The sequence below is a fragment of the Clostridium sp. D53t1_180928_C8 genome (assembly GCF_015667795.1).
Taxonomy (GTDB): Bacteria; Bacillota; Clostridia; order Clostridiales; family Clostridiaceae; genus Clostridium.
Genome location: NZ_JADPEL010000001.1, coordinates 286,026 through 298,240, shown reverse-complemented (window position 1 = coordinate 298,240; position 12,215 = coordinate 286,026). Strand labels below are relative to the sequence as shown.

Annotated in this window: 11 protein-coding genes; all 11 read right to left on the bottom strand. The window is 28.7% G+C overall.

All coding sequences use genetic code 11. The features are described from left to right. Nucleotides 1-214 precede the first annotated feature (214 nt). Nucleotides 215-1,039 carry a MerR family transcriptional regulator gene (locus I4V51_RS01310; protein WP_195986523.1) on the bottom strand — a complete coding sequence of 275 codons (825 nt, stop codon included), beginning with the start codon at nucleotides 1,037-1,039 and terminating at the stop codon, nucleotides 215-217. A gap of 175 nt (nucleotides 1,040-1,214) precedes the next feature. After that, on the bottom strand, nucleotides 1,215-2,363 hold the full coding sequence (locus tag I4V51_RS01305) for a 1-propanol dehydrogenase PduQ (protein WP_195986522.1): 1,149 nt from the start codon (nucleotides 2,361-2,363) through the stop codon (nucleotides 1,215-1,217). Nucleotides 2,364-2,633: 270 nt separating this feature from the next. Then, nucleotides 2,634-3,557, bottom strand: coding sequence for a transketolase family protein (locus I4V51_RS01300; protein WP_195986521.1), 924 nt, complete (start codon nucleotides 3,555-3,557; stop codon nucleotides 2,634-2,636). A gap of 12 nt (nucleotides 3,558-3,569) precedes the next feature. Beyond that, nucleotides 3,570-4,382 (bottom strand): transketolase, encoded by an 813-nt coding sequence (locus I4V51_RS01295; protein ID WP_195986520.1) that lies wholly within the window; start codon nucleotides 4,380-4,382, stop codon nucleotides 3,570-3,572. Nucleotides 4,383-4,399: 17 nt separating this feature from the next. After that, nucleotides 4,400-5,401, bottom strand: coding sequence for a LacI family DNA-binding transcriptional regulator (locus I4V51_RS01290; protein ID WP_195986519.1), 1,002 nt, complete (start codon nucleotides 5,399-5,401; stop codon nucleotides 4,400-4,402). A gap of 205 nt (nucleotides 5,402-5,606) precedes the next feature. Next, nucleotides 5,607-6,521 carry a ribose ABC transporter substrate-binding protein RbsB gene (gene rbsB, locus I4V51_RS01285; protein ID WP_195986518.1) on the bottom strand — a complete coding sequence of 305 codons (915 nt, stop codon included), beginning with the start codon at nucleotides 6,519-6,521 and terminating at the stop codon, nucleotides 5,607-5,609. A gap of 24 nt (nucleotides 6,522-6,545) precedes the next feature. Then, entirely contained in the window at nucleotides 6,546-7,484 is a 939-nt protein-coding gene (locus I4V51_RS01280) for a ribose ABC transporter permease (RefSeq protein ID WP_195986517.1), read from the bottom strand. A gap of 19 nt (nucleotides 7,485-7,503) precedes the next feature. Then, nucleotides 7,504-9,006 carry a sugar ABC transporter ATP-binding protein gene (locus I4V51_RS01275; protein WP_195986516.1) on the bottom strand — a complete coding sequence of 501 codons (1,503 nt, stop codon included), beginning with the start codon at nucleotides 9,004-9,006 and terminating at the stop codon, nucleotides 7,504-7,506. A 19-nt stretch (nucleotides 9,007-9,025) separates the two neighbouring features. Continuing rightward, complete coding sequence (rbsD, locus tag I4V51_RS01270) at nucleotides 9,026-9,421, bottom strand: D-ribose pyranase (RefSeq protein WP_195986515.1); 396 nt, start codon at nucleotides 9,419-9,421, stop codon at nucleotides 9,026-9,028. A 2-nt stretch (nucleotides 9,422-9,423) separates the two neighbouring features. Continuing rightward, a complete protein-coding gene (rbsK, locus tag I4V51_RS01265) occupies nucleotides 9,424-10,353 on the bottom strand; it encodes a ribokinase (protein WP_195986514.1) in 930 nt (309 codons plus the stop codon). Between the two features lie 238 nt (nucleotides 10,354-10,591). Beyond that, a complete protein-coding gene (gene hisS, locus I4V51_RS01260) occupies nucleotides 10,592-11,887 on the bottom strand; it encodes a histidine--tRNA ligase (protein WP_195986513.1) in 1,296 nt (431 codons plus the stop codon). Nucleotides 11,888-12,215: the final 328 nt, after the last annotated feature.

Sequence of the window (12,215 nt, the reverse complement as noted above, 5' to 3'; positions counted from 1 at the left end):
AAAAAAATAATATTATGTTATATTTACATTAATTTGATATTCGTTTTTTGTATTTTTTTGACGATTTTCTTCGTGTAATATTAATGCAAAAAAAAAAGAAGGTTCAACTCTAAATTGAACCTCCCTTTAAAACCTTCCCCTTAGATTTAAGGTTTGCTTTTAACTTTAATAATTAATAGCTATTAATTTTTTTATTCATTGTAATTCATATATTTTAACTCTTAATTTTAATCATAACTTCTGTAACATAATTATTCGAATCCTTGCTTGTCCAATAATCTACTACATATCTTTCATAGCAAGTATCTTCAGCTTCATAGCCATGTCTTTCTATCCAATCTAATATTTTATTATAAGTATCTAAAATATTATCGTGAGATCCTATATGATAGCAAGATGCCACAAATATATCTCCAAACTCTATAGTCCTTGCTTCATCAGTTTTTAAAAGACCTTTTTGAATTATTCTCATGCTTTTACAGCTTCCCTTCATCTTACACTTATATGATGAAAATTGAATAATAACAGGTCCTGTTATGGCATTTCCTATACTCTCAATATAATTAGTAAATTCAATATTTATTATGGAATCCATATAATCATAGCTAAATTTTTGATCTAAAAATAACATTTCATTTTTTTCAATATATTTTGCAGATACTTCACAAAGATTATTATCAATTACCATTTTGGCTTCTTTAACTAAAGAATGCCAGTCCTTAATTGATTTTTTCTTTAATGCTAATTTTTTTTCTAACTCCTCTAGCTCCTCAATCTTTTCTCTAAAACTTTCCTCTATTTCCTTGCATTCAGATTTATAAATTAAATTTTTAATTTCCTCAAGTTTAAATCCACTTTGCTTATAATACTTTATAACCGGTATCGATAACATATTCTTTTTACTATAATACCTATATCCATTTTCATGACAAATTTCATCTGGTGATAAAATACCAAGCTTATCATAGTATCTTAATGTCTTTTTACTGATTCTACAGGTTTTCTCCACTTTGCCAATATAATACATTTCACTATTCATATGTCTACCCCCTAGAACTTTAACTAACTATGTTATATTTTTAACTTTCTTTAATATATGAATTTCTTACAATTATTTTTTATTAATACTTTAATATTTGATAAACGAAAATAAGCTGCATTCTGCTAAAATAACCTTAAATCATTCGCACTGCAACCTATTTTACGTGTATATATTATTTATTTCCTATAATTCTATCTAATAATTTTTCTAAATCTTCTCTTGAAACATCTACTGGATTTGCCTTTGTACAAATATCTTTTAAAGCAGCATTTAATATTTCCTCTTTTGCGCCTAAAACAATATTTATATCTACACCAAGTTCCATTAAAGTTTGTGGAATATTTAATTTTTTTTGAAGTTCAAATATATTTTTAATTAAATTATTTACCCCAATAACTGTACTATTTGCATTCATATCTAAAAGTTTTGCAAGTCTTGAATACTTTTTCGCAACTTCACTGCATTCTTGCATATATAGTTGATTATCTAATCCTGAATTAAACTCCATAACATAAGGTAGTATTATTGCATTTGCTTTACCATGTGGAATGTGAAGCTTTCCTCCTATAGCATGAGCTAAACTATGAGTAATTCCAAGTCCTGATGAATTAAAAGCCATTCCGGCAAGGCATGAAGCATTATGAAGTCCTTCCCTTGCTTCAATATCATTTCCATTATTATAAGCCCTTAAAATATTATTATAAGCTAATGTTAAGGCTTTCTCAGCTAATGCATCTGAAAAATCAGTTGCTGTATTTGAAACATAAGCTTCAATTGCATGAGTAATAACATCCATACCTGTATCAGCTGTAATGCTTTTCGGAACTGATTTTACAAGTTCTGGATCTAATATTGCTACATCGGGAAGTAGTGATTTATCGGCTAAAGCATATTTTAAATTTTCTTCTTTATTTGTAATTACTGCATACTCAGTTACTTCTGAGCCTGTACCACTCGTAGTTGGTATTGCATAAAATTTAATATCCCTATAATCTGCCTTAAATAAATTTTTGTAATATTCTCTAATGGCTTTTGCTCCATCTATTGATGATCCTCCACCTAAAGCAATAATAATATCTGCTCCTAACTTTCTTAACTTTTGAACTCCAAGAGCTACAATCTGTACGCTTGGATCTGGAATAATATCGCTGTAAATTGAAACTTCACAATTATCTAACTTACTAACAACCTTATCAGCTATTCCACTAGTTTTCATAAAATTATCGCAGATAATAAGAACCTTTTTATTAGATATTTCACTTAATTTATCTAATGCTTTATCCCCAAAATATATCTTAGTATTTATACTAAATTCTTTCATATTTACATTCTCCTTATTTTATAAATTCAAAGATGTAAATAAGCTATCTAATTTCTATTCTAATAATTTGACAAAAATTATTAATTATATTCTATCATATTTTACCCATTTATGAAATGTAATCCATATATTTTTATAATCATATTTAGTAAAGTTTATTTTATTTATCTTTTTTTAATAGTAAACAACTAATAACTATAAAAAAAGATATTTACAAGCAATTAACATTCACTTGGAAATATCCTTTTCTAACTATCTATAAATTTTCCTTTAAATTATATTTCTTATTTCCTCAATAATTTTTTCAGCTGTTAATCCATACTTCTCCATTAATTCATTAGGAGTTCCTGATTCACCAAATGTATCTTGAATTCCCACCATCTTGACCTTAGTTGGACACTCATTACATACTACTTGTGAAACCATTGCCCCAAGTCCACCTATTACTGAATGCTCTTCTGCAGTTACTATTCCCTTAGTTTCCTTTGCAGCTTTTATTATTATTTCTCTATCTATAGGCTTAATTGTTGACATATTAATAACTCTTACATTAATACCCTCAATTTCTAAAGCTTTTGATGCTTCTATAGCTTTTTGAACCATCATTCCTGTAGCAATTACTGTTACATCATTTCCTGCTCTAAGCTCTGTTCCTTTTCCTATTTCAAATTTGTAATCATCACCAAATATATCTTCAGTATTACATCTTCCAAATCTTAAATAAACCGGGCCATACATTTCTGCTGCTGCCTTTGTCGCTTGCATAGCTTCTCTATGATCTGCTGGTACTATCACAGTCATATTAGGAAGTGAATTCATTAAAGCTATATCTTCAACTGATTGGTGTGATCCACCATCTTCCCCTACTGTTATACCAGCATGAGTTGCTGCTATTTTTACATTAACCTTTGGATAACATATTGAGTTTCTAATTATTTCAAAAGCTCTTCCTGTTGCAAAAACTGCAAATGTACTAGCAAATGGTACACATCCTACATTAGCAAGTCCTGCCGCCATTCCCATTAAATTTTGTTCAGCTATTCCAACATTAAAAAATCTATCACTAAACTCTTTTTTAAAATCTGCTGTTTTTGTTGATTTAGAAAGATCCGCATCTAACACTACAACATTATTATTTTCTCTTCCTAATTCAACTAGTGCCATTCCATATGATTCTCTTGTTGCTTTTCCCATTTTTAGATCCTCCTACCCATTTATATCCATTAACGCTTTTTCTCTTTGTTCATTATTAGGAGCTTGTCCATGCCATCCTGCTTCATTTTCCATAAAGCTTACGCCTTTACCTTTTACTGTTTTTGCAATTATTACACTTGGTTTTCCTTGAATTCTATCTATCATATTCATAGCTTCATGTATTTCATTAAAATCATGACCTTCACAAGTAATTACATTGAATCCAAAACTTTTAAATTTTTCATTCAAAGGATTTATTCCCATTACGTCTTCATTATTTCCGTCAATTTGAAGCCCATTATTATCTATAATAATTACTAAATTATCTAATTTGTAATGTGCTGCTGCCATAGCAGCTTCCCATACTAATCCTTCTTGAAGTTCACCATCACCTAAAACAGTATATACCTTAGCTGGATTTTTCTTATATTTAAGTCCTAATGCCATTCCAACAGCATTTGATACACCCTGACCTAACGAACCTGTTGAAACATCAACCCCTGATATTTTTTTAGCATCTGGATGTCCTTGAAGCATTGCGCCCATCTTTCTTAAATTCTTTAATTCATCCTTAGAAAAGAATCCTTTTTCAGCAAGGACTGCATAAAGAGCTGGAGCTGCATGACCTTTACTTAATACAAATCTATCCCTATTTTCATCCTTAGGATTATTTGCATCTACATTCATCTTTTCATAATAAAGATATGTAATTATATCAGCACAAGATAATGATCCACCCGGATGACCTGATTTTGATTCATATAACATTTCTATAATATTTGTTCTAACATCTTTTGATTTAGAAATTAACATTTCCTTATTCATTTTATCCACCAACCAATCTATCTTATTGTTTTTCTTTCAACTAAATATGGAGTTAAATTAATTATTTGATTTGATTTATTTTTCTTATTTATTTCATTCATTAATAATTTACAAGCTTCTTCGCCCATCTTATATATAGGTTGGGCTATAGTAGTTAATTCAGGTTCAATAAAAGAACAAATTCCTATATTATCATATCCTAATATTCCTATATCATCGGGTATAGAATATCCTTGTCTTAGTAAGTATTTCATACCACCAATAGCCATAACATCACTGCTATAAAATATAGCATCAATTGTTTTATTTTCCTGTATTAATTTTTCTGTTGCTCTTATTCCACCTTCTAATGAAAACTCGTCTTCTAATACAAGCTCCTCATTAAATATATTATTTTCCTTTGCTGTCTCACAAAAGTACTTCAATCTTGAATTAGCTAGTACTCCCTTATTATTTCCTCCAACAAATGCTATATTTTTATATCCCTTTTCAATTAAATACTTTACACCAAGTTTAATTCCATTCTTATTATCACAAAATACACCATTAATATTATCTTGCTCATCAACCTGTCTATCTAAAATTACAAAAGGAATATCATTACCTTTTAATAATTCTGTTGATTTGTTTTTTTCTCCACTTGACGCAATTACTACTCCATCTATAAGTTTACTTATAAGCAATTTTACATATTCCTCTTCCTTACTTCCACTATTAAAAGTGTTACAAAGTATCATACTATACCCATATTTCTCTGCTTCTGCCTCAATTGCTTTTGCCATCTCTGAGAAAAATGGATTTTCTATATCTGGAATTATAAAACCAATAGTGTAACTTTTCTTAGTACTAAGACTTCTAGCTAGTGAATTAGGTATATAATTTAACCTTTTTGCTGCTTCAAATATTCTATTTCGTGTTTCTTCTGATACATTTATATCTTTTTTATTTAATACCATAGATACTGTCGTTTTTGATAAACCTACATCTTTTGCAATATCTAATAGAGTTGTTTTACTCATAATTTGCACCTCATAAACTAATTCCCTAAATAAAATTTTAGTTTCATTAGGAAATATAGTTATTTCACTATATTTCCCCTAAGCTATATATTACACCATTTAACTAAGTTACGCACACAGCGAGAATGAAAAATGAAATATTACACTTCTGGAAATACTAAAATTTCATTGTCACTACATTAACGCCTCAGTTCTAATTTTTAATTTACTTAATATACTTACTTACAATTTTTAAGTCAGCTGCAATTTCTTTATCAACGGTTTCTCCATTATATATTTTTTCTGCAAGCTGTACTCCAAGTGCTCCAATTAAATCTGGTTGTTGTGCTACCGTTGCTTTCATTTCTCCCTTTTCAATAGCATCTAAAGCATCATCTCCACCATCAAATCCTATAACCATTGCATTTATATTACTAGATTTTATAGCCTTAGCTGCACCTAATGCCATTTCATCATTATGAGCAAATACTACTTGTATGTCCTTATTCCCTTGTATTATATTTTCCATAACTGAAAGACCTTTTTGTCTATCAAAATCAGCTGCTTGGCTTGATACAAAATTTACATTTGACTTGTCATCTAAAATACTATGGAAACCTGCGCCCCTATCTCTTGTAGCTGAAGCTCCTGGAATACCTTGAAGCTCTACTACATTAACATTTTCTCCATTACCTAATTGTTCCAAAGCAAATTCAGCTGCCATAGCTCCACCTTTAATATTATCCGAAGCTATATGACTTGTTACTTCTCCTCCATTAGATTGTCTATCTAATGTTATTACTGGAATATTACTTTCATTTGCAATTTCCACTGCTTTAATAACAGCATCACTATCTGTTGGATTTATTAATAATGCTACAACTCCTAATTGTATTAAATCTTCAACATTAGATCTTTCCTTAACAGGATCATCTTGTGAATCTAAAACTATTAATTCATATCCTAGTTTTTCTGCTTCCTTTTCAGCTCCATTTTTCATGCTTACAAAGAAAGGATTATTTAAAGTTGATAATACTATACCTACCTTTTTACTATTTTCAGTTTTTGAGCAGCCCATAAATGAACCCATTGCCATAACAGTTACTAGCCCTAAAGCTAATATCTTCTTTATACTTTTCATAGTATGTCCTCCTTAATCTGTAGCCTATGCTTTCTTTCTGCTCTTTTTATCTAATAATACAGCTATTAAAATAACTAATCCTTTTACTATTGATTGATAGAATGGTGATACATTCATTAAGTTTAATCCATTGTTTAATACACCTATAATAAGTGCACCTATTAAAGTTCCTGTTATTCTTCCTTCCCCACCTGCTAATGATGTTCCTCCAATAACAACTGCTGCTATTGCATCTAATTCAAAACCTGTCCCTGCATTCGGTGAAGCTGATCCTATTCTACTTGCTATGATAACCCCTGCAATTGATGATGCAAATCCTGAAATAACATATACAAGTGTTTTTATTTTAGTTGTGTTTATACCTGATAATCTTGCTGAATCTTCATTTCCACCTAAAGCATATAAATATCTTCCAAATCTTGTTTGTGTTAAAACATATATAGCTATCGCTAAAACGATTACAGTAATTATAACTGGAATTGGAATGAATCCTAACTTTCCGTTACCTATGTTTACGAAATTCTCTGGTAATTTAGATATTGGTGTACCATTTGTAAATACTAATGTTGCTCCCCTAAATATTGTCATTGTTGCAAGTGTTGCAATAAATGCCTGTAATTTACCTTTTGATATTAAAAGACCATTAATTAATCCTATTACTATACCAACTGTACCTGCTGCTAAAACTGCTAAAAATACATTGTTAGTTGATTTAATTATAGATGCTGCAAATGCACCACTTATAGCAACTGTTGAACCTACTGATAAGTCTATTCCACCAGTTAAGATAACAAAAGTCATACCAACTGCAATTATTGCATTAGTTGAAACTTGAGTAAAAACATTAGTTATATTTGATAAAGTCATAAATGCTGGTGATACAAAAGTTATTACTACGCATAGTAAAACTAATCCTATAAGAGATTTATATTTATCTAAATTTTCCTTAAATTTATTATTCATTTTAAATTCCTCCCACCTATTAATTCATACCTACTGCTAATTTCATAATAGTTTCCTGTGAAGCTTCTTCCCTACTTAGCTCACCTGATATTTTCCCTTCACTCATTACCATAATTCTATCACTTATACCTAAAACCTCTGGTAAATCTGATGATATCATTATTATTGCTTTACCTGATGCTTTAAGCTCGTTTAATAATTCATATATTTCCTTTTTAGCACCTACGTCTATTCCTCTTGTTGGTTCATCTATTATAAGAACTTCTGGTGATAACATAAGCCATTTAGCCAAAATTACCTTTTGTTGATTTCCTCCACTAAGATTTTTTATTAATTGATTTCTATTTGGAGTTTTTATATTTATTTTTTTAATATAATAATCAACATCTTCATTAGCTTTTTTCCTATTAATAGACTTAAATGAATTTTCATATTTTTTAAGATTTGATAATACCATATTATCAGCTACTGACAGTCCAAGAACACAACCTTCTTTTTTTCTATCTTCTGAAAGATAGCAAATACCATAATTTATTGCTTCTTGAACATTTTTAATATTTATTTCTTTTCCTTTTAATTTAACTGTTCCTTTATTCTTCTTATATTCACCGAATATTACTTTTGCAAGCTCTGTTCTTCCTGATCCCATAAGACCTGCAACACCTAATATTTCTCCTTCTCTTACACTGAAGCTTGCATCATTAACACCAGCCTTTGAAGTTACATTTAAAACTTCAAGTATTTTACTTCCTTTTTTAGTTTCTCTATAAGGAAATTGATCTTCTATAGTTCTTCCAACCATCATTGAAATTAATTTATCATTATCAATGTCTTTTATTAATGCATTTCCAGCATATTTACCGTCTCTTAAAACTTCAACCCTATCACAAATTTCAAATATTTCTTCCATTCTGTGAGATATGTAAATTATAGCAATACCCTTTTTCTTTAAGTTCTCTATAACTTTAAATAATCTTTTTGTTTCTACCTCTGTTAATGCAGTAGTTGGCTCATCCATTATTATTACTCTTGCATTCTTAGTCAATGCCTTTGCAATTTCAACCATTTGTTTTTCACCAACGTTAATACTACTTACTAATCTATTTGGATCTATATTACACCCTATTTGTTCTAAGAAAAGCTTACTTCTCTCTACTAATAATTTTTTATTAATTCTTCCTGTAGCTTTATTAAACTTTTCATTTCCTAAGAATATATTTTGTGCAACTGTTAAATTATTAATAACACTCATTTCTTGATGTATTATTGTAACACCATATTCTTCAGCTGACTTTATTCCTTTTATTTTAGCTTCTTGACCATCTATGAATATCTTACCTTCATCTTTTTGATAAACCCCACTTAATATTTTCATTAATGTAGATTTACCAGCTCCATTTTCACCCATTAAGGCTGTAACTTCTCCTCCATAAGCTGTTATGTGCACATTATCTAATGCCTTAACACCAGGGAATATTTTTGATACTCCCTCCATCTTAAGCATTGGTATTTTTTTATCCATATTAAATACCTCCCTTTAACTAAAATACAACTCCTGATTTTAAAATTATATTTGCATATGGTGTTTGTTCACCAGTTCTCACTACCGCTTTACATTCTTTTAATTTACCCTTTAATTCCTCATGTGATATAAATGTTATTTTTATATCACCTATAAGATTTTTTATTTCATCAAGTGTATTAGGACTAACTTCTTTAGTTTCTTGTGCTATAAGCACTTCTTCAACCTCTAACTCCATAAGGGTGACTTTTAATGTTTCTAAAAATGTTGGAATACCTGCAACTAATGCTAAATCTATTCTTTCAGTTTCATTTGGTATAGGTAATCCACAATCTCCTATAGCTAACATATCTGTATGTCCCATTTTTGAAATTACTGAACTTAAATTACTATTTAATAGTGATGTTTTTCTCATAATTAATCCTCCCCATAAATTTCTTCTATTTCTTTTAAATATGGAATTGATGGTTGTGCACCTTTTCTTTGAACTGATATTGATGAAACCTTATTTCCAAAGTTAACTGCCTTTATTAAATTTTCTTTATTAATATTTTTAAAATCTAACCTTGAACTTAATCCTCCAATAAAGCTATCCCCTGCTGCTGTTGTATCTATTGCATTTACTTTATATGCTGGTACTAATTCACAAAAATCTTTTCCTATTACCGCTGCTCCTTTAGCTCCTAGAGTAATTACTGCAAATTTAACTCCTTTTTCCAAGAACGCTTGTCCTGCCTTATTTGCATCTTCTAAAGTTTCAACTGTTACTCCTGTTAATACTTCAGCCTCTGTTTCATTAGGCACTATAATATCTGTTACTTTTAAAAGTTCTTCATTTATTTTCTTTGCTGGAGCTGGATTTAATATTGTTATTTTTTCAAACTCTTTAGCTCTCTTAAATGCTTTTAACGTCATTTCTTCTGATGTTTCAAATTGAGATATTAATATATCTGATTCTTTAATCTTTTCCACTGAAGCTTCAATCTCATACTCATCAATTGTCATATTTGAACCTGCTACAACTATTATTGAATTATTTCCATTTTCATTTACCATAATAATAGCCATTCCAGTTGCTTCTTTTTTATCCTCAAAAACATATTTTACATCTATATTATCTTCTTCTAATTTACTTTTTAGAATTTGTCCATTCTCATCTTTCCCTATTTTCGCTATCATAGCAACTTCAGCTCCACACCTTTTAGCTGCAACAGCCTGATTTGCTCCTTTTCCACCCGCTATCTTTTCAAATGATTTTGATAAAATAGTTTCTCCTACTCTTGGTATATCATTTACTTTTACAACTAAATCCATATTCATACTTCCAAGCACACATACTTTATTCATAAATTCATCTCCTCTATTTCTCATCACTGACTCTCTAGTGAATCGGTTTACTGAATCGGTTAACTATATAATACACCCTCTGTAAACGTTTTGCAATAGTTTTGTTATTTATTTTTTCTTTTTTATATTTCACTTATTTTTGTTATAAAAAAAAGATGTTTTCAAGTTTATTTGATATGCTTGAAAACATCTTTTTTATAAATTTATTTTATTATATTAACTACTCTACTAAAACTTTTTATAGTTCTAAATAATTAATAATCTTAGTTTCTCCTAAATTCATATTCTTAATTCTGATTTTATTCTCTCTAACTTCATCTTCTCCAATTAAAATTACATTATTGACTCCTATTTTATTAGCATAATTCATTTTTTTCTTTAAGGAGTCATCCTCAAAATATAAACTTACATTATATCCTTTACTTTGCAAATAACTTAATACTTTACCAGAGTATTCTATTGTATCTCCAATTTGTAATATTAAATAATCTAACCTATTCTCTATATTATATTTATTTATAAATCCAATTTCTTTTAATATGAAAAACAATCTAGTAATTCCTATTGATATACCTACTCCTGGTAATATATTATTACTATAATTTTCTGCTAAATTATCATATCTTCCACCAGAACAAATTGATCCATAACTTTCATTTTCAACTAATATTGTTTCAAATACCGTTCCTGTATAATAATCTAATCCTCTTATAATTTTTAAATTTATTTCAAATTCATTTTTCTCTACACCTAATATACCTAACATTAAACTAACTTTCTTTAGCTCATTTAGTCCTTTAATAAAATAATCATTTTTAACATCTAGCTTAGAAAGTTCTTCTAATACTTCTTCAGTTGAGCCACTAATATCTATTATTTTACTAAGATAATTCCCTTTCTCAATTCCTATAATTTTATTTATTTCTTCATTAAATATATCTTTACCAACCTTATCATACTTATCAATTAGTATCATTACCTCATTAACATTTTCTATTTTTAATTCACTTAATATACCTTTTAGTATTTTTCTATTACTTATTTGAAATCTATAATTAGTTAATCCTATTGCTTTGAAAGCCTTAGATGCTAAACTTATAACCCAAGCATCATTATCTATACTTAGTTGTCCTTTTCCAATAACATCAATGTCACATTGATAAAATTCTCTATATCTTCCCTTTTGATTTCTTTCTCCTCTATAAACTTTTCCTATTTGATATCTTTTAAATGGAAAAACTAAATCATTATAATATTGAGCTACATACCTTGCAAATGGTACTGTTAAATCAAATCTTAATGCTAAATTATTTTTTCCTTTTTGTAAGCTATAAACTTGCTTCTCTGTTTCACCTCCACTTTTCGCAAGTAGTACTTCTGCTTTTTCTATTATTGGTGTATCTATTACTAAGCATCCATTATTCTCATACACACTTGTTATTTTTGATACTATTTCATTAAATATCTGTTGCTCCTTTGGTAATAGTTCCATAAATCCTGGCAATATACTTGGTTTTATAATATTTTTTTTCATTTTATTAATCACTCCTATAATAATTTTATTTGGTGCCTAGATTTTTTAAAGCTTTCTGAAATATAACAATTGACAATTATCTAGCCAATAATTAAATTTATATACAAAAAAGCCATGTAGGCATATATCCCACATGGCTTAAAATAAATTATGATTTCACTTAATTTATCATTACCAGAGATACAAGCCTACGCTGATAGACTTGTATCTATAATTTTACAGACCAAGTCTCTAGTAATGATGATGTATTTGATTTTGCTTGCTTATATTAAGTGTTTTCATAATTTTCCTCCAAAAATAAATTAATATTATTATACTTTTAAATTAT

Excerpts from the sequence above, each read along its gene's own strand:
- I4V51_RS01310 (WP_195986523.1), bottom strand. The coding sequence starts at position 1,039 with ATGAATAGTGAAATGTATTATATTGGCAAAGTGGAGAAAACCTGTAGA.
- I4V51_RS01305 (WP_195986522.1), bottom strand. The coding sequence starts at position 2,363 with ATGAAAGAATTTAGTATAAATACTAAGATATATTTTGGGGATAAAGCA.
- I4V51_RS01300 (WP_195986521.1), bottom strand. The coding sequence starts at position 3,557 with ATGGGAAAAGCAACAAGAGAATCATATGGAATGGCACTAGTTGAATTA.
- I4V51_RS01295 (WP_195986520.1), bottom strand. The coding sequence starts at position 4,382 with ATGAATAAGGAAATGTTAATTTCTAAATCAAAAGATGTTAGAACAAAT.
- I4V51_RS01290 (WP_195986519.1), bottom strand. The coding sequence starts at position 5,401 with ATGAGTAAAACAACTCTATTAGATATTGCAAAAGATGTAGGTTTATCA.
- rbsB (WP_195986518.1), bottom strand. The coding sequence starts at position 6,521 with ATGAAAAGTATAAAGAAGATATTAGCTTTAGGGCTAGTAACTGTTATG.
- I4V51_RS01280 (WP_195986517.1), bottom strand. The coding sequence starts at position 7,484 with ATGAATAATAAATTTAAGGAAAATTTAGATAAATATAAATCTCTTATA.
- I4V51_RS01275 (WP_195986516.1), bottom strand. The coding sequence starts at position 9,006 with ATGGATAAAAAAATACCAATGCTTAAGATGGAGGGAGTATCAAAAATA.
- rbsD (WP_195986515.1), bottom strand. The coding sequence starts at position 9,421 with ATGAGAAAAACATCACTATTAAATAGTAATTTAAGTTCAGTAATTTCA.
- rbsK (WP_195986514.1), bottom strand. The coding sequence starts at position 10,353 with ATGAATAAAGTATGTGTGCTTGGAAGTATGAATATGGATTTAGTTGTA.
- hisS (WP_195986513.1), bottom strand. The coding sequence starts at position 11,887 with ATGAAAAAAAATATTATAAAACCAAGTATATTGCCAGGATTTATGGAA.